Here is an 18,606-nt window from a genome sequence, read left to right on the forward strand (position 1 = left end):
CCGGCTCAGTGGGCGGGCGCGGCGCTCAGGCGCGCCCGGCGGCGTTCGGCGAACACGCGCTGCACGGCCAGCCGGCGCTCGAGCTTCGCGGCGAGATCGACCGCGACGGCCACCGCGACCATCACGAACGCGGTGCCCGCGAGCATCACCAGCGCGATGCGCCAGCCGTCCTCGCGGAACAGCCCGCCGTACTGGACGGCCGCGACGGCGGCCGGCACGAAGAACAGCAGCATGTCGGACAGCAGCCAGTTCGCGCCGTCCTTCACCCACGCGGGCGCGACGCGGCCCGAGAACAGCAGCACGAGGAGCACCGCGAGGCCGACCACGCCGGACGGAATCGGCAGCCCGATCGTCCGCACGGCCCAGTCGACGGCCATCCACAGCGCGCCGAGCGCGGCGGCCTGCAGCGCGATCCGGCCCGCGCGCGTCATGCTGCCCGGGGCGGCGGGGCGGGCGGCGGCAGTAGCGGTCGGCTTGGTCATGGCAGGCTCCATACAGATATTCCGTTGATGGTGCGAGTATAGGGTTTCCCCTAACCATAAATAAAATGACTTGTCTCTATCCTTTACATTCCAGTTTGGAATTCAGTTTGGATCGTTGCACCAACTTGGGGAGTTTTCGATGGAATTGCGCGCGCTGCGGTACTTCGTCGAGGTGGTCCGCCAGCAGAGCTTCACCGCGGCGGCCGACCGGCTGTTCGTGACCCAGCCGACCATCAGCAAGATGGTGAAGGCGCTCGAGGACGAGATCGGCTCGCCGCTGCTGCTGCGCGACGGCCGGCAGATGGTGCTGACCGATGCGGGGCGCATCGTGTTCCAGCGCGGCCAGGACGTGCTCGCCGCGCAGGCGCAGCTGCAGTCGGAGCTGAACGATCTCGGCACGCTCGGGCGCGGCGAACTGACGATCGGCGTCCCGCCGCTGGGCGGCTCGCTGTTCACGCCGATCATCGCCGCATACAAGCAGCGTTATCCGAACATCGAGCTGAAGCTGTTCGAGCAGGGCGCGCGGATGATCGAGGCCGCGCTGATGTCGGGCGAGCTCGAGCTCGGCGGGCTGCTGGAGCCGGTCGACCCCGGCACGTTCGAGCGGCTGCCGATGGTGCGCGCGCCGCTATGGCTCGTCGCGCCGCGCGAGTCGCGCTGGGAGGATCACGCGGCCGTGCCGCTCGCGGATCTCGCGCGCGAGTCGTTCGTGTTCTATGCGGAAAGCCTTGCGCTGCACGACGCGGTGCTCGATGCGTGCCGGAAGGTCGGCTTCACGCCGTCGATCGTGAGCCGCAGCGGCCATTGGGATTTCATGGCCGCGCTCGTGCATGCGGGGGTCGGCATCGCGCTGCTGCCCGAGCCGTATTGCCGGCGGCTCGATGCGGACCAGTTCACGTGCCGGCCGATCGTCGAGCCGGAAATCACGTGGGCGATCGCGCTCGGCTGGTTGAAGAAGGGTTACCTGTCGCACGCGGCGCGTGCTTGGCTCGACGTCGCGCGGGCGACGCTGCCGGTCGCGCCCGTCGACGATCTCGCGTTCGGCGGGTTGCGGGCGCGGGAGTGACGGGCGCAAGCCCGGTGATCAGACGTGCTGGATCGGCCCTGGATATCGGGCAACGGTAAGGTCGTGCGTGACCAGCGTGACGCCCTCGGAAATCGCCTGTGCGATCAGCAGCCGATCGAACGGATCACGATGAACTACCGGCAACTGCTCGACGGCAAGAACATGCACGCTCGTGATCGGCAGTTCCACGTAGCCGGCGTCGAGCAGGTTGCGGCGGAGCAGATGGGGATCGACCTGGAAGTCGTCGCGATCCAGTCCGCGCTTGATGACGATCTCCCAAAGACTCGCGACGCTGAAAAGCAGCGTATGGGCGGGATCCTCGATGAGCGTGCGAGCACGGTGCGGCAATTCGGCCGCGCCGGCTGCCGCCCAAAGAATCAGATGGGTGTCGAGCAACAATTTCACGCGTCACCCTCGAACAGCTTCCGGACGGCATCGCCACCCATCGTGTCGAAATCGTCCGGGACACGAATCTGTCCCTTCATGAAACCGATCCGGGCCGGCGGAGCGGCTTCGGGCGCATCGATCGGCACCACCTTGACCAGCGGCTTGCCGGCCTTCGCGATCACGAACGGCTCGCCGGCGTGGACCGCCTCGTCGATCAGCCGCGACAAATTCGTCTTCGCGTCATGCATGTTGTAGGTCTGCATCGCATCCCCCAATATGAACTAAGTTTAATTTACACATTAGCTTAGTTCATATTGGGTTGCACGAGCAAGCCAGATTGACCACGAAGCGCGGGACAGGTCGTGCTGCGCGTTCAATGCCCCATCGCCGGCCCCGCGCCCTTCTTCGGCTTCGTGATCCACACGAGCGCCGCGAGCGCGCCGAACATGAACGCCGACAGCAGGAAGAAGTCGTTGGTCGCCATCATGAAGCCCTGCTGCGTGACGAGCTGGTTGAGCTGCGCATTGGCGGTCTGCCCGACGATGCCGAGCTGCGCCAGCGCGCCCTGGTAGTCGGTCGTGTTCTGCGCGTAGATGCTCACCGATTCCGAGAGCCGCGCGTGGTGGTAGATCGCGTCGTTCTCCCAGAACGTCGAGCTGGCCGCGGTGCCGATCGCGCCCGACAGCGTGCGCAGGAAGTTCGACAGCCCCGACGCGCTCGCGAGCCGCTCGTCGGAGACGCTCGACAGCGTGATCGTCGTCATCGGCACGAAGAAGCACGCGACGCCGATCCCCTGCACGAGCCGCGGCAGGATCACGTGGTTGAACGGCACGTCGAGCGTAAACGTCGAGTTCCAAATCGACACGCCGGCGAACACGATGAACGCGAAACTCGCGACCATCCGCAGGTCGAGCCGGTGCATGTTGCGGCCGATCAGCGGCGACAGCACGAGCGCGAGCAGCCCGACCGGCGCGGTCGCGAGGCCGGCCTTGCCGGCCGTATAGCCCATCACCGTCTGCAGCCACAGCGGGAAGATCACGACCGAGCCGAAGAACGCCATGAAGCCGAACGAGATGATCAGCGCACCGAGCGCGAAGTTGCGGTCCTTGAACAGCGACAGGTCGACCACCGGCTCCTTCTCGGTCGCCTCCCACACCAGCATGAACGCGAGCGACACGACCGCGATCAGCGCGAGCGCGACGATGAACGACGAGTTGAACCAGTCGCGGTCCTTGCCGAGGTCGAGCATCATCTGCAGGCACGACACGCCGATCACGAGCAGCGCGAGGCCGACCGCGTCGATCCGCTGCTTCGACGTCTTCGTCTCGCGGCCGCGCAGCAGGAAGTACGCGCAGACCGCCGAGAACACACCGATCGGCAGGTTGATGTAGAAGATCCACGGCCACGTGTAGTTGTCGCTGATCCATCCGCCCAGCAGCGGGCCGAAGATCGGCGCGACGATCACCGTCATCGCCCATAACCCGAGCGCGAGCCCGCGCTTCGCGGGCGGGTAGCTGCGCATCAGGATCGTCTGCGACAGCGGCACCATCGGCCCCGACACGAGGCCCTGCAGCAGCCGGAACGCGATCAGCGTCTCGAAGTTGTTCGCGAGGCCGCACAGCGCCGACGCGATCGTGAACGCGAGCACCGACAGCGTGAACAGCCGCACTTCGCCGACGCGCCGCGCGAGCCAGCCGGTGAGCGGCACCGCGATCGCGGACGCAACCGAGTACGACGAGATCACCCAGGTGCCTTCGCTCGTCGCGACGCCGAGGCTGCCCGAGATGGTCGGTACCGCGACGTTCGCGATCGACGTATCGAGCACCTCCATGAAGGTGCCGAGCGCGAGCCCGACCGTGAGCAGCGCGAGCGCACCGCCGGTGAGCGGCGCGGGTTCGGCAGCAGGGGAGGCGGCGGATGCCGTGGTGGCGGACATCGGAATCTCCTAGACGCGGCGCGCGCGACGCGCCGGTGCAACGCACGGGTGCGCAACGCAGCGCGGCCCGGCCGGGTGGAACGGATAAGGGAAAAAGTGAAGCGCGTGCCCTGTCATCTTCTGCCCAGACAGAGAAATAAGCGAATGCTTAACCTAGACATGGGGCCTCCGCGCGCATCAGCTGTCCGCGTCGTCGGGTTTCGGGCAACCGGTCGTGCCGGGCCCGTTGGCGATGAAGCGCTGCAGCAGGCCGGTGAGCGTCGCGAGTTCGTCGGCCGAGAAACCGTCGAGCTGCGCGTTGAGCGCGGTCGCGATCAGCGACGGCAGCGCGCGGGCCGCGTCGGCACCGCGTTCGGTCAGCGTCAGCTCGATCATCCGGCGATCCTGCTCGCTGCGCGAGCGCGCGACCAGCCCCTTGCGTTCGAGCCGGTCGAGCATCCGCGTCATCGACCCGCTGTCGTACGACATCTTGCGAGACAGCTCGAACGGCGTGCTCGCGTAACCGCGCGACAACAGCAGGATCACGCCGATCTGCTGCGCGGTGAGGTCGAGCGGCTCGAGCGCGCGATCCATTCGCTCGACGAGCGCCTGCTTCGCCTTCGACAGGTAATAGCCGAGGCTCGTTTCCAGCGCGATGTTCTCGGGATCGTAGAGGCCGCCGGTCATGCGATTGCGCACACAGCAATAGTGCGTTTCAGGTTAAAACGCGCCCAGTATCTTGAAAAATGATTGCTTAGTCAATATTATTTGAGGCAACCAGTTACGACGTGCATGTTGCACTGCCGGAGACGATGTTCTGACCGATTCGCCCGCACTGCCGGGCCCCCGAGGATGTTCGCGATGCTGTTCCTGAAAAATGCCGCCGGCGCGCTGCGCCGCAACCTGACCGATACCGCTCATCATGTGTTTTCCGGGCCGCACCGCGGCTGGAAGATCGCGCTGTACGTGACGATGCTGGTCGTGCCGGGCGGCTCGCTCGCGGCGCTCGGGTTCGCGTGGTTCGATCATCGCCGGCAGCGCAACGCGAAGGGCGGCGCACGCCGCACCAGCCAGCCGGCGGCAACGGAGCCGTCGTCATGGCGGTCCGCCGCCGACCCCGTCCCGGTACCCGTGCGCTGCCACTGACGCCGCGCCGCTCCCGCCATCCCGACTGATCGCCGGCCGCGGCCCTCGCGGCGGCCGGCACGCACCTGTCTCCCCGCAAGCGATCCGTAATGGCCGGTAAACCGGCCGCTCGCACCGGTAACACATTCAGGCCCCCTGGCACCGTACCCTTAGGGCTGCGCAGCTTCCCCGCCGTCAGTTACCATTTGTCCGCCAGCGGCAACGACCGCATCGCGCGGCGCCGCTCGCCGGCCGTCGCGCCCAGACAGGAAAACCACGATGCCGTACGCCTCCCTCCCGCGCGCCCTTCGCCCGCTGAGCGCCGCCGTCGCCGTTGCGACGGCCGTGCTGCTCGCCGGCTGCGCCGTCGGGCCCGACTATCACCGGCCCGACACGTCGATCCCTGCCGCATTCAAGGAAGCGCCGGCCGGCTGGAAGGTCGCGCAGCCCGCCGACCGCACCGACCGCGGTGCGTGGTGGACGGTCTACAACGATCCGCAACTCGATGCGCTGATCGGCAAGCTCAACGCATCGAACCAGACCATCGCGCAATCGGCGGCCGCCTACCGGCAGGCGCGCGCGCTCGTCACCGAGGCCCGTGCCGCGTATTTCCCGACCGTCGGGCTGACCGCGTCGGGCTCGCGTGCCCGCACGCCGCGCACATCAGTGTCGTCGGGCTCGTCGTCGAGTTTCGGCAGCGGTTCGTCCGGATCGATCAACAACAGCTACAGCGTCGGCCTCGACGCGAGCTGGGAACCCGACCTGTGGGGCAAGGTGAGCCGCACCGTCAGCGCGCAGCGCGCCGGCGAAGCGGCGGCCGCGGCCGATCTCGCGAACGCGCGGCTGTCGCAGCAGGCGCTGCTCGCGCAGACCTATTTCCAGCTGCGCACGTCCGATGCGCTGCAAAAGCTGCTCGACGACACCGTGAAGTCGTACCAACAGTCGCTGCAGCTGACCCAGAACCAGTATGCGCAAGGCGTCGCCGCGCGCGCCGACGTGATCCAGGCGCAGACGCAACTGCAAAGCGCGCAGGCGGCGTCGATCGACAACGGCGTCGCACGCGCGCAGTACGAGCATGCGATCGCGACGCTGATCGGCGAACCGGCGTCGACCTTCTCGCTGCCCACGAACCCGCTCACGGCCGAGCCGCCGATCACGCCGGTCGACGTGCCGTCCGCGCTGCTCGAGCGCCGGCCCGACATCGCGGCGGCCGAGCGCCGCGCGGCGGCCGCGAACGAGCAGATCGGCGTCGCGATTTCCGCGTTTTTCCCGACGCTCACGCTGTCGGCCACCGGCGGCGTCCAGAGTTCGGTGTGGTCGCAGCTGTTCACGCTGCCGGCGCGTTTCTGGACGGTCGGCCCGCAGCTTGCGGCGACGCTGTTCGACGCGGGGCTGCGCGCGGCGCAGACCGACGCCGCGCGCGCGACCTACGACCAGGATGTCGCCGCGTATCGCCTCGCGGTGCTCACCGCATTCCAGGACGTCGAGGACAACCTCGCGTCGCAGCGCATCCTCGCGCAGGAAATCGACGTGCAGCGGCAGGCCGTCGAGAGCGCCGAGCACTCACTCGCGATCGTCACGAACCAGTACAAGGCCGGCACGGTGGCGTACCTGAACGTGCTGACCGCGCAGACCACCGCGTTCACCGCGCAGCAGAAGCTCTCGACGATCGCCGGGCAGCGGATGGCATCGTCGGTCGGGCTCGTGAAGGCGCTCGGCGGCGGCTGGGATGCGTCGGACATGGCACGCGAGAACGGCGACATGGCTGCGCCGGCACCGGTGCCGGCGTCCGGTGCGGCGGCCGCGCCGCTCGCGCAGAAGTAACGGAAGAGGGCGACGCGCCGCGCGCGTCAGCGCTGCGCGTCGCCGAAGATCAGCGACACCTCGTTGTTTCCGATCGGGTGGCCGAGCAGGTTCAGCAGTCCGGCGAGGTTCGCCTGCTGCTCGGGCGCCGCATGCGCGGTGCCACGGAACGATCCCTGGCCCGCGCCGAAGTTGCCGTGCCCGTCGAGGAACAGCGGGCCCTGCGTCGTCGACAGGTCGAGATCGGCGCCCGCCCCCTTCGCCTGCAGCACCGCGCGGTACGAGCCGAGCGGCTTCACGCGCGACACGCGCGAACTCATCGAATCGATCGTCACCGTCAGCTGGCCGAACGCGTTGTTGCCGAACAGGCGCCAGTCGCTCCAGCCGACCCGCACGTCGCCCTGCAGGTCGAGCGTATTGAACGGCGTGCCGAGCCCCGCGAGCAGCGACGCCGGCACGGCCATCGTGCCCGCCGACAGCACCGCACCGCGCCACGTCGCATCGAGCGTGACGGCGTCTGGCATCGCCTCGGTCTGCCGCATGCGCATCTGCACGCGCCCGGTCAGCAGCGGCCAGAAGCGCGTGGTCCATTCGACCCGGCCCGGCAGCAGCGTCGCCGCGCTCTGGTCGGCGCCCGGCGCGAGCATCAGCGTGCCCGAGCCGTGCCACAGCGACCCGTCCGGATCGACGAGATTCACATGCCCGCCGGTCGCGCGCGCGAATTGCGGCGCGATCCACGCGGCCGGCGCGAGCGCGACGAGCGTCACCGCCGTCGCCAGTCCGCCCGCCAGTACCCACGGCAATGCGGTGGCGAGCCGCTTCGTCCACGGCCTCATCGGCCGACCGCCACTTGCGTCATCCACTGCGTCATTTCTGCGTCGACGGTTGCATCACGGCCGTCAGGTCGACCTGGCCATCTTCCTTCAGCGCGGTCGCGTGCGCCTCGCCGACCTGCACCTTGAACTGCCGGCGCGCGTCGTCGAGCCACTGCGTCCACGCCGGGAACGACACGTTCTTCATCTGGACCTGCACGCCGTTGCCGACGATCTGCACCTGCGCGCCCTGCAGCCCGTGATCGGACAGCGACGCGGTCAGCGCGTCCTTCAGCGCCAGGCCAGTGGGCGCGACGCCCTGCGCCGCGGCGGTCAGCGACTTCGCCTCGTTCGCCTGCGCGGTCATCTGCGCGAGTTCGCGGCGCATCGTCGGCAGCTCGCGCTGGATTCGCGCGCGGCCTTCCTGCGCGGGCGCCCACAGCACCGAATAGGCGATCACGACGGCCAGCACGGCGCCGCCCCAGCCGAGCAGCATCTTCTCGCGCTGCGAGCGCTCACCCCAGAACTGGGCCAGCGTCTGGTTCAGTTGTTCCGTTTTCATGAGCGGCTCCGGATCGTCCATTTGCCCGTGTTGCTGTCGACTTCGCCGGACAGTCCGTTACGCGCGAGGCGCTGCGGGAAATCGGGATCGACCTTGACCTCCGGCTTGAAGCCGACGTCGAGCCGCCGGTCGTGATAGTCGAGCGACGCGATGCCGTTCAGCGGCAGCGCGCCCATCGAGCGCGTCAGCCCGCTCGACAGCGCGAGGAAATCGTTCGGCGACAGTTCGCCGGCCGCCAGGCGCAACTGGTCGAGCTGGCGCTGCATCTGCGCGGGCGGATCGAGCACCGTCGTCGTCTTCGGGAACGCGGACAGCAGCGTTTCGGTGATCTGCGCCGACAGCGCATCGCGCTCGCGCGACAGCTTCCACCAGTGCAGGTTCATCCCGATCACCGCGACGCCGAGCGTCGCCGCGACGAGTGCGAGCGGCACGCGCAGACGCTTCACCGTCGCGCGGTCGAAGCGCCACGGCTGCGACTCGAATTCGAACTGGCACAGATCGAATCGCTCGGTCAGCGCGCGCCGTGCGAACGTGTCGAACGACAGCGGCGCGGCACCCGGCAGCAGCGGGCCGTCGGTGCGGCCGACCGACGCGAGCCGCGGCTCCGCGCCCGGTTCGCCGAGTTCGTACAGTTCGACGTCGCCGCCGCCCGCGAGCGCGGCCAGCGTGCCGGCCGCGCGCGCCGCAGGCGCCGCGAAGCCTTCGCCGAGCGCGCCGCGCGCGACCGCGAGTTCCAGGCGCGGCGCACCGGCCGCGACCGGCAGCGCGCCGGCCTCGACGAGCGCCGGTTCGACCGCCGCCGCGAGCCCGAGCACCGCGGCGACCGCGGGCGGGTGGGCGGGCGGCTCGACGGCGCCCGCGGCCAGCGCGGCATCGGCAAGGTTGGCAATCTCACCGTCGGCCGGCGCGGCGGCTGCGACCGCGGCTGCGGCCTCCGCCGAAGTGCGCGGCGCCGGGAGGCAGCGGGTCGCGGGCACCGCGCTCAGATGCCGGTGGCCGGCCGCCGTGAACGCGTCGCAGATCGTGCGGAACCACGCGCGATCGACGATCGCCAGCACGCGGCGCCCGTCGGGCAGCGCGGCCGGATCGAGCGCGATGTGGCAGCCGAGCGGATCCTGGATCAGCTGATCCTCGACGATGTTGGGCAGCGCCTGGCGCAGCTTCGGTCCCTTCAGCGGCGGCACCATCGCGGCCAGCAGCAGCACGTCGCGCGCGGCGACGATCAGCACCGTCGCATTCGCGCGCGGCAGCAGCGCAAGCGCGGCGCGACCCGCGCGCTGCACATGGCCGGCCTTGTCGACAAGCGTGAACGGCAGTTCGGGCCACTGCCATTCCTGCAACGGCACGGCAGGCTCGCGCGGCGGCAAAGAAACAATCAACGTGCTCACAAGAGCTCCTCTCCCGAATGGCGTTGTTATAGCTGGTCGCGGATGCGCACGACCCGCGTCGAGTGCGTGGTCGGATCACGATACACGAGCGAGGTGCGGTCGACCTCCGCGCGATCGTGCTGGATCCGGCCATGCACGATGAAATAACTCGAATTGACGTCGACGAGGTTCGAGTCGATCGTCACGTTCGGCGCGCCGGCACCGCGCAGCGCGAGCTGCACGTCGCCGACGTTGCGGAAAAACACGGTCTCGCGGCGCGACACGAGCGCCTGTGCCGACGACACGCTCATCCCCGGCACGAGCGCCGCGATCACCTCGGCCGGCGCGGTATTCATGTTCACGGGCGTCGTGGTCGGCAGCACGGTGACGAACGGGCGCAGCCGCGCGACCATCTCGGGCGTCACGCCGTCGACGTCGAGCAGGCTGTCGACACCCGTCATCATCAGCGGCGCGGGCCCGCGGTCGCCGCCGGACATGCCGGGATCGTCGGTGAAGCCGCCGCCGCCCTCCTGGTCGGTGGTCACCGGCGCGATGGCCGGCGCCGTGCCGCCGCCGCCCGGCAGCGTCGGCATCTGGAAGCGCGTCGCCGAATGCATGAGGCCCGCACGCACCTGCAGCGCGATGCGCTTCGCGAACGCGCCGTCGAAGCCGAGCGTGGTCAGCAGGCGCTGGAACGCCTGCAGCTGCGTCACGTTCAGCTGCAACACGCCGGGCGCCGGCGACGCCACGAGGTTGCGCAGGTTGAACTTCGCCTGCGCGTCCTCGATCGAGCCGGAGATATAGGTGTCTTCGCCGCCGTTGTCGTTCGGCGCGCCGATTCGGCCGAGGAAATCCGACAGCTTCGTCTTCGCGATCGGCACGCCCCAGATTCCGCCGAGATACGTGATGCCGGGCGCCGTGTCGCCTTCGGAGCGCAGGATCATCCGCGTCCAGTCGAGCGCGCCGCGCGCGACCCACTGCGCCTGCGCGATCACGCGCTGGTTCTCGATGCGGCGGATCTGCACCTGCTGGCGCCACAGCATCCCCGAGACGAGGATCGCCGACAGCGCGACGACCAGCAGCGCGGTGATGATCGCCGCGCCGCGCTCGCGGCGGCGTGCACGCGTGCGCACGGCAGCGCGGTGGGTGAGCAATGAATGGTGACGGCGCGCGCGCATCGTCATTCCCCGACGAGGAAGATGCGCGTGACCGGCACGCGCAGCGACGTCGCGCCGATGCTGACCTGCAGCCCCGTCACCGCACGCGCTGGCGGCGCGTTGCCGATCTGCGGCACCTTGAGCGCATCGTTGTTCTGCGCGAGCGCATCGTCGGCCGTCTGCAGATTGGTGGTCCAGCCCACGCGCGGCACGTACAGCTTCGCGTCGATCGCGCCAACGCCGCCCATCAGCGCGACCCAGCTCCAGCCTTCGACGCTGCTGTCCTTCAGCGTGCTGCGCAGCCGGTTCGCGTCGTCGATCGGCGGCGACGCATAACGCACGACGCGCCCGCCGGCGATCCGGTAGCGGACCACCTGCAGCCGCGGCGCGGCGCCCGGCACCTCGAATTCGCGGACGATCTGCAGCGTATTGCCGGCGACGCCGATCGCCGGCTGGCCGGCCTCGTCGTCAGTCGCGGCAAGCCGCGCGTCGATGCGCATCTGGTCGAACATCTGCGCGAAGACGCGCTCGTCTTCCATCGCGGCCGCCACCTTGTCGCGGCCGCGCATGATCTGGTCGAGCCCGCGCCACGCGAGGATCGCAACCACCGCGAGGATCGCGATCGCGATCATCAGCTCGATCAGCGTGAAGCCGCGGGCGGAGCGGGTGGGCGAGCGTCGCATCGGCGCGTCAGAGCGGACGGCTGGTTTCATTCGCGATCACCGTCACCATCTGTGCGAGCACGCCGGAATGCCCGGGCATGCTCACCGAAACCCGGACACGCCGGAACACGGGGTTCGGCGTGGTGCTCACGCGTTGCGTGCAGACGAGCTGCACGTTGCCTTGCGAGCAGTCGAAACTCTGCTCGCCGATTTCCGGCCACGCATGCGTGAGCCGCAGTTGCGCGAGCGCGTTGTCGGCGCTCCAGCCGGCGAGCAGCCGGCGATGGAGGTCGGACGCGTTGGTCGCCATCGTGCCGACCGCGCGGATCGACGCGGCGAGCGCGACCGCGATGATCGCGAGCGCGACGAGCACCTCGATCATCGTGAAGCCGCGGGATGGGGAAACGGGGAAGGGCAGGCGACGACGCATCGTCATTGCACCTCGTAGCGGCCGTTGCCGGTGCCGACGATTGTCGCGCTGCCGACGGCCGAATGCAGCGTCACGCGCACCGGCGTGTCGATGCTCTCGGTGCCGAACACGACCCGGCTCGCGCGCGTGTCGGAACCCGGGTAGTCGATGTCGGCGCCCGTGACGCCGTCGTCCCAGTCGCGCGGGCGCAGCAGGTCGTCGCGCAGCGTGCGCCAGCCGTCGGCCGAACTCACGTCGAACCGGAAGCCGTGCGCGGTCGGTTGCCACGCAATCGGGCGCGCACGCACCTGCGCTTCGTCGCCGGCGGTCTCGAACAGCAGCGCGACGCGTTGCGCTTCCTCGCGCAGGTCGGTGCGCGGATTGCGCGTCAGCGACAGCGACGCGAGCGATACGAGCAGCCCCGCGATCACGAGCACGACCAGCATTTCGAGCAGCGTGAAGCCGCGCGCGCCGCGCTTCAGCGGCCCGCTATCGGCACGCGCCGGGACGAACGGCGCCGCACCGCGACGCACACGGCAATCGCGGCCGCAGCGGGAGGCCGTGCGAATGGCGAGCATGAAGAACGGGAACGAAGCGGCGGGCCGATCAGCGACGGCTTATTGCCACGAACCGATGTCGGTATCGTTGCCTTCGCCGCCTTCCTTGCCGTCGGCGCCGTAGCTGAACACGTCGATCTCGCCGTGCACGCCCGGGTTCAGGTACTTGTAGCCGTTGCCCCACGGGTCGTTCGGCAGGCGTTCGAGGTAACCGCCGTCCTTCCAGTTATTCGGGATCGGATCGGTGGACGGCTTCTGGATCAGCGCGTTCAGGCCCTGATCCTGGCTCGGATAACGACCGTTGTCGAGACGGTACAGCTTGAGGGCCTGCATGATCGTGCCGATGTCCTGCTTCGCGGCGATGCGGCGCGCTTCGTCCGGGCGGCTCATGATCTTCGGCACGATCAGCGCCGCCAGGATCCCGAGGATCGCGACCACCACCATGATCTCGATCAGCGTGAAACCGCGCTGACGACGCACGGCCGCGTTGCGGCGAGTGATCCACGTTTGCATGACTGACTACCTCTTTCCAAAAAAATGTCGTTGGTTGAGTGACGCACCCGGCACACCCGGACGATTCCCTGACGGCAAGCTTCCGAACCCGCGGGCGCGGAGCACGCATTGTAAGGCGCGCATTGCCGAGGGCTTTCACCCAACGCAAATTTCATATACATCCGTACAATAGCGCGCATGAACGCGCTCTCGATCCGGATCCTTTCCCTAGCCCTCTTCGCGGGTTTGTGCGCGACGGCCACCTACTGGGTCGTCACGCTATCGGCCCGCGAAGCGCCGCTGCCCGCCGCCGCCGCGCGGCTGCCGATCCGCACCGAGGACGCCGCGGCGCTCTTCGGCGGTCAGCTCGACAAGAATCCCGTGCAGGACATCCACCTGTTCGGCATTCTCTCGCTCGACCGCGGCGCCGCCGCGATCGTCGGCATCGGCGGCGAACCGCCGCGCGCCGTGTCGCTCGGCGCGGAGGTCACGCCCGGCGCGAAGCTCGCCGAAGTCCGCCCCCGCTCGATCATCGTCGACCGCAACGGCGCCCGCGCCGAAATCCAGCTCCCGGCGAACACGCCGTCCCCCGCGATCTACATGCGTTGAACGGTGACGGCCCGACTTCCTTGTCAGGCCGTTACTGCACCATGTTGTTCAGCTCGATGATCGGCAGCATCACGGCCAGCACGATCACGAGCACGATGCCGCCCATCGCCAGGATCAGCAGCGGTTCCAGCAGGCTCGTCAGGAACATCGTGCGGCGCTCCAGCTCGCGCGCCTCGCCTTCGGCCGCACGGTCGAGCATCGTCGTCACGTCGCCCGTCGCTTCGCCGGAACGGATCAGGTGCACGAGCACCGGCGGAAACGTCTTCACGTTGTTCAGCGCGCGAGACAGCGCGGAGCCTTCGCGCACGCGCACGATCGCGTCGTCGATGTTCGCGCGCATCGCACGGTTCGACAGCGTCTCGCCGGCCGCCTGCAATGCGCGCAGGATCGGCACGCCGGCCGCGGTGAGGATGCCGAGCGTGCTTGCGAAACGCACCGTGTTGTAGCCGCGCACGAGCTTGCCCGCGAGCGGCGCGGTCAGCACCCAGCGGTCGAACGCGAGCCGCGGCCCGTCGCGCGACAGCGTCGCCTTCACGAACCACACGATCAGCGCGACCGCGATCAGGATCGCCCACCACCAGTGCCGCACGAAATCCGACAGCGCCATCATCACGATCGTCAGCATCGGCAACTGCTGTTTCGTGCTAGCGAACACGTTGACGACCTGCGGCACGACGTAGCTCAGCAGGAACGTGACGATGCCGAACGCGATCAGCGTGACGATCCCCGGATACGTAAACGCCAGCAGGATCTTCTGCTTCAGCGCGTTGCTCTGCTCGATGTAGTCGGCCAGGCGCGACAGCACGATGCCGAGCTTGCCCGTGTGCTCGCCGGCCGCGACCAGCGCACGGTAGATTTCCGGGAAATCGCGCGGATGCTGGCCCAGCGCATTCGCGAGCGAATGGCCGCCGAGCACCTCGGCGCGGATCGCGGCCATCAGTTCGCGGATGTAGTCGCGTTCAGACTGCTCGGTCAGCACGCCGAGCGCCTCGTCGAGCGGCAGCCCGGCGATCAGCAGGCTCGCGAGCTGGCGCGTGAGGATCGCCTGTTCGCGCTGCGACAGCTTGCGGCCGAACGCGAGCCGCTGCGAACGCGCGCCGCGCGTCGCGCTGGCGGCCGGCTCGACGACGAGCGGCGTGAGCCCCTGCGTGCGCAACTGGCCACGCGCGGACCGCGCGCTGTCGGCATCGATGACGCCTTTCTGCGCGCGTCCCGCCGAATCGATTGCTTCGAAACGGAATGCCGGCATCGCGCTATGCGCCTCCCGTCACGCGCAGCACTTCCTCGAGCGACGTCGCGCCGGCCGCGAGCCAGCGCTCGGCGTCGTCGCGCAGCGTGCGCATCCCTTCCGCGCGGCCGGCGGCCAGAATCTCGGCGTCGGCCGCATTGCGATGGATCAGCGCGCGGATCGAGTCGTCGACCAGCAGCAGTTCGTATACGCCGCGCCGGCCCGAGTAACCCGAATGCCCGCACTTGTCGCAGCCGACCGGATGCCACACGATGCGGCCGTCCTCGTGCCGCTCTTCCTTGCAGACGGGGCAGAGCTGCCGCACCAGACGCTGCGCGAGCACGCCGAGCAGCGACGACGCGAGCAGGTAGGGCTCGACGCCCATGTCGGTCAGTCGCGTGACGGCCGATGCCGCGTCGTTCGTGTGCAGCGTCGCGAGCACGAGGTGGCCCGTCAGCGACGCCTGCACCGCGATCTGCGCGGTTTCGAGGTCGCGGATTTCGCCGATCATGATCACGTCCGGATCCTGGCGCAGAATCGAGCGCAGCGCACGGGCGAAGGTCATCCCGATTCGCTCGTTCACCTGCGTCTGGCCGATGCCGCCGAGATCGTATTCGATCGGGTCCTCGACGGTCATGATGTTGGTCGTCGCGGTTTCGAGCCGCGACATCGACGCATACAGCGTCGTCGTCTTGCCCGAACCCGTCGGGCCCGTGACGAGCACGATGCCGTGCGGGCGCGCGATCAGCTTGTCGAACTCGCGCAGCGTGTCGCGGCCCATCCCGAGCGCCTCGAGGTTCAGGCGCTGCGCATCCTTTTCCAGCAGACGCAGCACCGCGCGCTCGCCGTGCCCGGTCGGCAGCGTCGACACACGCACGTCGACCGGCCGGCCGCCGACGCGCAGCGTGATGCGGCCGTCCTGCGGCAGGCGTTTCTCGGCGATGTCGAGTTGCGCCATGATCTTGATCCGCGAGATCAGTGCGCCGTGCAGTGCCTTCTTCGGGCGCACGACGTCGCGCAGCGTGCCGTCGACGCGAAAGCGCACGACCGACGCATTCTCGAACGGCTCGATGTGAATGTCCGATGCGTGTTCGCGCGCCGCTTGCGTGAGCAGCGCGTTGATCATCCGGATGATCGGCGCGTCGTCTTCCGATTCGAGCAGATCCTCGACTTCGGGGATGTCCTGCATCAGCCGCGACAGGTCGACTTCGCCTTCGACCTCGCCGACCACCTGCGCGGCGCTGCCGTCGTGACGCGAGTAGGCCTGGTTGATCGCCTGCGCGAGTTCGTCGGCCGGCACGCGGTGCACGGAAATCGAGCCGAAATTGCGCGCGATTTCCGCGAGCGCGGCGTCGCTCGTGCGTTCGCTGATCCACACCTCGAGCGTGTCGTCGAGCTGATGCGCGATCAGCACCTGGCCGCTCTTCGCGAAGCCGTACGGCAACAGGCGCGCGGCGAGCGGCGACGGCGGCTGCCGTTCGGCCGGCGCGCCGTCGTGGGCGGAAGACGCGAGCACGTCGCTCACTGCGAGGCTCCCGGCGTGGCGGTCAGCGGCTGTTGCGGCACCGCCTGCAGCGGTACGCCCTGCGGCTGCGCGGGTGCCTGTTCGGCCGGCGGCGCCACCTGGCGCTGCATCTGCTGGCGGCGCATCTTGTCGAGATCGAACAGGTTTCCGGCCGGCGTGCCGCCCTGGCTCGGGCCCAGCGGCATCGGCGGGACGACCGGATCGTCCTTGTCGCGGATCACGTTGTTGTCCGACTTGTATGCGCCCGTCACACCCTGGATGTAGTCGTAGCGGTTGGCCGTGACTTCCTGCGCGGTACTGCGATCCGAAATGATCACCGGGCGCAGGAACACCATCAGGTTGGTCTTCTGGCGCTGCTTCGATTCCGAACGGAACAACTGGCCGATCCACGGGATGTCGCCGAGCAGCGGTACCTTGCTGTTCGCCACCTGGTAGTTGTCCTGCATCAAACCGCCGAGCACGATGATCTCGCCGTTGTCCGCGAGGATCGTCGACTGGATCGAGCGCTTCGTGAAGGTCGGGCCGGTCTGCGCGTTCGTGGTACTGCTGACGACCGCCGAATCCTCCGTGTAGAGCTGCAGCTTCAGGATTCCGCCTTCGGTAATTTGCGGCTTCACGTGCAGCGTCAGGCCGACGTCGCGACGGTCGTAGGTATTGAACGCATTGCTCGTCGTGCCGCTCGTCAGGTTCGAATACGACCCGGTCGCGATCGGCACGTTCTGGCCGACGACGATCTTCGCCTCTTCGTTGTCGAGCGTGATCAGGTTCGGCGTCGACAGCACGTTCGCGTCGCTCACGCCCGCGAAATATTGCAGCAGCGCGCCGAGCCCCTGCACGCCGAACATGTTGTGCAACCAGCCGATGTTGAGGCCCTGGTTCAGCCCCGCGATGTTGGCCGCCAGCCCGGTGGTGGCCGCCGTACCGCCGGTCGTCAGGTTGATGATGCTGTTGCCCGCCACGTTGCCCGCCGTGGCCGCCAGGTTCGTGCCGCCGAGAAACTGGCCGCTCGCCACCTGCCACTGGATGCCGAGGTTGCCCTGCGTCGTCGAATTCAGTTCGACGATCAGCGCTTCGATATAGACCTGCGCACGCCGCGCGTCGAGCTGGTCGATCACCGAGCGCAGGTTCCGGTAGACCGGATCGGACGCGGTGATGATCAGCGAGTTGGTCGCCGCATCGGCCTGGATCATCCCGCCCGGCTGGTTGTCGTCGCCCTTGTCCTTGTCGCCGCCGAGCAGGCCGGCGCTGCCGAGACCACCGCCGCTGCCCGACGAACCGCCGTACCCGGACGACGATGACGAACCGCCGAGGCCGCCCGACGGCAGCGGTGGCGTGCCGGACGTGCCGGTCGAGAAGTTGCCGCTCGACGACGAGCCGCCGCTCTGGTTGAAGCTGTTCGCATCGTTCGACGACGCCGACGAGCCGCTGTCGTTGCCGCTCTTGCCGAGCATCCCGCGCAGCGTCTTCGCGAGCTTGGTCGCATCGGCGTTGCGCAGCGGCACGACGTGCATGTTGCCGGGCACCGCGCTCGGTGCGTCGAGCTGCTGCACGAGGCGCTTCGCGGCCGCGAGGCGCGCCGCGTTCGATGCGCGCAGCAGCAGCGAGTTGGTGCGCGGGTCGGCCGTGACCGATACCTTCAGCGTCGCGTCGCTGTTGCCGATCGCACCCGGGTCGAGCATTTTCTGCAGTTGCGCGGCGAGGTCGATCGCGTTCGCGTTGCGCAGCGGCACGACCTGCACCTGCGCACCCGCGGCGCTGTCGACGCCCGCGATGATCTGCGCGATGCGGCGCACGTTGTCCGCGTAGTCGGTCACGACGAGCGTGTTGTTCGCCGGATAGGCCGTCACTGTATTGTTCGGCGAGATCAACGGCCGCAGCACGGGCAGCAGGTTGTTCGCCGATTCATTGTGCAGCTCGAACACCTGCGTGATCACCTGGTCGCCGCGCGCCTGCGGCGCATTGCCGACATAGGTCGGCACGCCCTGCAGCTTCGCGTCGGCCTCGGGCACGACCTTCAGCACGCCGTGATCCTGCACGAGCGCGAAGCCCTGCATGCGCAACGCCGACTGCAGCGTCTTCAGCGCCTGGTCTTCCGGCACCGGGCGTTCGGCAACGAGGTTGAGCTGCCCCTTCACGCGCGGGTCGACGATGATGGTCTTGCCGGTCGCGGCGCCGATCGCCTTGGCGACCTGGTCGATATCCGCGTTGACGAAGTTGAGCGTGACCTGAGCGTAGGCGGCCTGCGAGACGATGATGCCGGCGACGATCAGGGTCGTGGCAACGCGCCGCATAACGAAGCGATTTCTTGTCATGGATGAATGGGTCGATGCCGGCTCAGGCCACTTCCGGCGGTAGTGCTGGGATCCAAGTCCGAAAGAGGCGACATTAGCAGTTTTTCATGTCCGAAATATCACATTGATCAGAGGACTGTCTCACATACGACATGTG

General features: G+C 68.5%; 20 protein-coding genes. 4 read left to right on the plus strand and 16 right to left on the minus strand.

Annotated features, from left to right (window positions below; genetic code table 11):
* Positions 1 to 5: 5 nt before the first annotated feature.
* The gene (locus ACN22W_RS00300) at positions 6 to 482 is read right to left on the minus strand and encodes a CidA/LrgA family protein (RefSeq protein ID WP_129513329.1); all 477 of its coding nucleotides are present in this window, start codon (positions 480 to 482) and stop codon (positions 6 to 8) included.
* Positions 483 to 621: 139 nt separating this feature from the next.
* On the opposite strand from ACN22W_RS00300, the gene ACN22W_RS00305 reads away from it, so the two are divergent.
* A complete protein-coding gene (locus ACN22W_RS00305; protein ID WP_129513330.1) occupies positions 622 to 1,548 on the plus strand; it encodes a LysR family transcriptional regulator in 927 nt (308 codons plus the stop codon).
* A gap of 18 nt (positions 1,549 to 1,566) precedes the next feature.
* Here ACN22W_RS00305 and ACN22W_RS00310 read toward each other — a convergent pair whose 3' ends face one another.
* The 4 genes from ACN22W_RS00310 to ACN22W_RS00325 all read right to left on the minus strand — a co-directional run bounded on the left by ACN22W_RS00310 (position 1,567) and on the right by ACN22W_RS00325 (position 4,537).
* Positions 1,567 to 1,953 (minus strand): type II toxin-antitoxin system VapC family toxin, encoded by a 387-nt coding sequence (locus ACN22W_RS00310; protein WP_412022749.1) that lies wholly within the window; start codon positions 1,951 to 1,953, stop codon positions 1,567 to 1,569.
* Positions 1,950 to 2,198: a type II toxin-antitoxin system Phd/YefM family antitoxin gene (locus ACN22W_RS00315; protein ID WP_412022748.1), complete on the minus strand. Its 249-nt coding sequence runs from the start codon at positions 2,196 to 2,198 to the stop codon at positions 1,950 to 1,952. Before ACN22W_RS00315 ends, ACN22W_RS00310 begins: the two co-directional genes overlap by 4 nt.
* 110 nt (positions 2,199 to 2,308) lie before the next feature.
* Positions 2,309 to 3,871, minus strand: a complete 1,563-nt coding sequence (locus tag ACN22W_RS00320; protein ID WP_129513331.1) for a DHA2 family efflux MFS transporter permease subunit — start codon at positions 3,869 to 3,871, stop codon at positions 2,309 to 2,311.
* Between the two features lie 177 nt (positions 3,872 to 4,048).
* Positions 4,049 to 4,537, minus strand: coding sequence for a MarR family winged helix-turn-helix transcriptional regulator (locus ACN22W_RS00325; RefSeq protein ID WP_129513332.1), 489 nt, complete (start codon positions 4,535 to 4,537; stop codon positions 4,049 to 4,051).
* A gap of 174 nt (positions 4,538 to 4,711) precedes the next feature.
* Here ACN22W_RS00325 and ACN22W_RS00330 point away from each other — a divergent pair, with 174 nt between their 5' ends.
* Positions 4,712 to 4,996, plus strand: a complete 285-nt coding sequence (locus ACN22W_RS00330; RefSeq protein WP_419685673.1) for a multidrug ABC transporter ATPase — start codon at positions 4,712 to 4,714, stop codon at positions 4,994 to 4,996.
* 258 nt (positions 4,997 to 5,254) lie between these two features.
* Positions 5,255 to 6,799: an efflux transporter outer membrane subunit gene (locus ACN22W_RS00335; RefSeq protein WP_419685675.1), complete on the plus strand. Its 1,545-nt coding sequence runs from the start codon at positions 5,255 to 5,257 to the stop codon at positions 6,797 to 6,799.
* Between the two features lie 26 nt (positions 6,800 to 6,825).
* Here ACN22W_RS00335 and ACN22W_RS00340 read toward each other — a convergent pair whose 3' ends face one another.
* Genes ACN22W_RS00340 through gspG form a run of 8 tightly spaced genes read right to left on the minus strand, consistent with a single transcriptional unit; the run spans position 6,826 to position 12,817 of the window.
* Positions 6,826 to 7,614, minus strand: coding sequence for a type II secretion system protein N (locus tag ACN22W_RS00340; protein ID WP_129513334.1), 789 nt, complete (start codon positions 7,612 to 7,614; stop codon positions 6,826 to 6,828).
* 31 nt (positions 7,615 to 7,645) lie between these two features.
* On the minus strand, positions 7,646 to 8,152 hold the full coding sequence (gene gspM, locus ACN22W_RS00345) for a type II secretion system protein GspM (RefSeq protein ID WP_129513335.1): 507 nt from the start codon (positions 8,150 to 8,152) through the stop codon (positions 7,646 to 7,648).
* Positions 8,149 to 9,540 (minus strand): type II secretion system protein GspL, encoded by a 1,392-nt coding sequence (gspL, locus tag ACN22W_RS00350; protein ID WP_419685676.1) that lies wholly within the window; start codon positions 9,538 to 9,540, stop codon positions 8,149 to 8,151. The genes gspM and gspL overlap by 4 nt, the downstream gene beginning before the upstream one ends.
* A 26-nt stretch (positions 9,541 to 9,566) precedes the next feature.
* Entirely contained in the window at positions 9,567 to 10,697 is a 1,131-nt protein-coding gene (gene gspK / locus ACN22W_RS00355) for a type II secretion system minor pseudopilin GspK (RefSeq protein ID WP_419685678.1), read from the minus strand.
* 2 nt (positions 10,698 to 10,699) lie between these two features.
* Positions 10,700 to 11,389, minus strand: coding sequence for a PulJ/GspJ family protein (locus ACN22W_RS00360; RefSeq protein WP_048247973.1), 690 nt, complete (start codon positions 11,387 to 11,389; stop codon positions 10,700 to 10,702).
* Positions 11,367 to 11,774: a type II secretion system minor pseudopilin GspI gene (gene gspI / locus ACN22W_RS00365; RefSeq protein WP_419685679.1), complete on the minus strand. Its 408-nt coding sequence runs from the start codon at positions 11,772 to 11,774 to the stop codon at positions 11,367 to 11,369. Before gspI ends, ACN22W_RS00360 begins: the two co-directional genes overlap by 23 nt.
* Positions 11,771 to 12,325 carry a GspH/FimT family pseudopilin gene (locus ACN22W_RS00370; RefSeq protein ID WP_419685680.1) on the minus strand — a complete coding sequence of 185 codons (555 nt, stop codon included), beginning with the start codon at positions 12,323 to 12,325 and terminating at the stop codon, positions 11,771 to 11,773. The genes gspI and ACN22W_RS00370 overlap by 4 nt, the downstream gene beginning before the upstream one ends.
* 39 nt (positions 12,326 to 12,364) lie before the next feature.
* On the minus strand, positions 12,365 to 12,817 hold the full coding sequence (gene gspG / locus ACN22W_RS00375) for a type II secretion system major pseudopilin GspG (protein ID WP_129513338.1): 453 nt from the start codon (positions 12,815 to 12,817) through the stop codon (positions 12,365 to 12,367).
* A gap of 177 nt (positions 12,818 to 12,994) precedes the next feature.
* Between gspG and ACN22W_RS00380 the strand changes: the two genes are divergently transcribed.
* Positions 12,995 to 13,405, plus strand: coding sequence for a type II secretion system protein N (locus ACN22W_RS00380; protein ID WP_129513339.1), 411 nt, complete (start codon positions 12,995 to 12,997; stop codon positions 13,403 to 13,405).
* 31 nt (positions 13,406 to 13,436) lie between these two features.
* On the opposite strand, the gene gspF is transcribed toward ACN22W_RS00380, so the two are convergent.
* Genes gspF through gspD form a run of 3 tightly spaced genes read right to left on the minus strand, consistent with a single transcriptional unit; the run spans position 13,437 to position 18,470 of the window.
* Positions 13,437 to 14,654 (minus strand): type II secretion system inner membrane protein GspF, encoded by a 1,218-nt coding sequence (gspF, locus tag ACN22W_RS00385; protein ID WP_193097377.1) that lies wholly within the window; start codon positions 14,652 to 14,654, stop codon positions 13,437 to 13,439.
* Between the two features lie 4 nt (positions 14,655 to 14,658).
* A complete protein-coding gene (gspE, locus tag ACN22W_RS00390) occupies positions 14,659 to 16,149 on the minus strand; it encodes a type II secretion system ATPase GspE (protein WP_419687344.1) in 1,491 nt (496 codons plus the stop codon).
* A 5-nt stretch (positions 16,150 to 16,154) separates the two neighbouring features.
* A complete protein-coding gene (gspD, locus tag ACN22W_RS00395; protein WP_419685681.1) occupies positions 16,155 to 18,470 on the minus strand; it encodes a type II secretion system secretin GspD in 2,316 nt (771 codons plus the stop codon).
* Between the last annotated feature and the right edge of the window lie 136 nt (positions 18,471 to 18,606).

Origin of the sequence: Burkholderia theae (assembly GCF_048565265.1) — a bacterium.
In the GTDB taxonomy this organism is placed as follows: Bacteria; Pseudomonadota; Gammaproteobacteria; order Burkholderiales; family Burkholderiaceae; genus Burkholderia; species Burkholderia theae.

What these genes read in the sequence shown, in the direction of transcription:
- ACN22W_RS00315 (WP_412022748.1), bottom strand. Translation starts at nt 2,198, where the DNA reads ATGCAGACCTACAACATGCATGACGCGAAGACGAATTTGTCGCGGCTG.
- ACN22W_RS00325 (WP_129513332.1), bottom strand. Translation starts at nt 4,537, where the DNA reads ATGACCGGCGGCCTCTACGATCCCGAGAACATCGCGCTGGAAACGAGC.
- gspM (WP_129513335.1), bottom strand. Translation starts at nt 8,152, where the DNA reads ATGAAAACGGAACAACTGAACCAGACGCTGGCCCAGTTCTGGGGTGAG.
- gspI (WP_419685679.1), bottom strand. Translation starts at nt 11,774, where the DNA reads ATGACGATGCGTCGTCGCCTGCCCTTCCCCGTTTCCCCATCCCGCGGC.
- gspD (WP_419685681.1), bottom strand. Translation starts at nt 18,470, where the DNA reads ATGACAAGAAATCGCTTCGTTATGCGGCGCGTTGCCACGACCCTGATC.
- ACN22W_RS00340 (WP_129513334.1), bottom strand. Translation starts at nt 7,614, where the DNA reads ATGAGGCCGTGGACGAAGCGGCTCGCCACCGCATTGCCGTGGGTACTG.
- ACN22W_RS00370 (WP_419685680.1), bottom strand. Translation starts at nt 12,325, where the DNA reads ATGCTCGCCATTCGCACGGCCTCCCGCTGCGGCCGCGATTGCCGTGTG.
- gspK (WP_419685678.1), bottom strand. Translation starts at nt 10,697, where the DNA reads ATGCGCGCGCGCCGTCACCATTCATTGCTCACCCACCGCGCTGCCGTG.
- gspG (WP_129513338.1), bottom strand. Translation starts at nt 12,817, where the DNA reads ATGCAAACGTGGATCACTCGCCGCAACGCGGCCGTGCGTCGTCAGCGC.
- ACN22W_RS00360 (WP_048247973.1), bottom strand. Translation starts at nt 11,389, where the DNA reads ATGAAACCAGCCGTCCGCTCTGACGCGCCGATGCGACGCTCGCCCACC.
- ACN22W_RS00380 (WP_129513339.1), top strand. Translation starts at nt 12,995, where the DNA reads ATGAACGCGCTCTCGATCCGGATCCTTTCCCTAGCCCTCTTCGCGGGT.
- ACN22W_RS00320 (WP_129513331.1), bottom strand. Translation starts at nt 3,871, where the DNA reads ATGTCCGCCACCACGGCATCCGCCGCCTCCCCTGCTGCCGAACCCGCG.
- ACN22W_RS00330 (WP_419685673.1), top strand. Translation starts at nt 4,712, where the DNA reads ATGCTGTTCCTGAAAAATGCCGCCGGCGCGCTGCGCCGCAACCTGACC.
- ACN22W_RS00300 (WP_129513329.1), bottom strand. Translation starts at nt 482, where the DNA reads ATGACCAAGCCGACCGCTACTGCCGCCGCCCGCCCCGCCGCCCCGGGC.
- ACN22W_RS00335 (WP_419685675.1), top strand. Translation starts at nt 5,255, where the DNA reads ATGCCGTACGCCTCCCTCCCGCGCGCCCTTCGCCCGCTGAGCGCCGCC.
- gspF (WP_193097377.1), bottom strand. Translation starts at nt 14,654, where the DNA reads ATGCCGGCATTCCGTTTCGAAGCAATCGATTCGGCGGGACGCGCGCAG.
- ACN22W_RS00305 (WP_129513330.1), top strand. Translation starts at nt 622, where the DNA reads ATGGAATTGCGCGCGCTGCGGTACTTCGTCGAGGTGGTCCGCCAGCAG.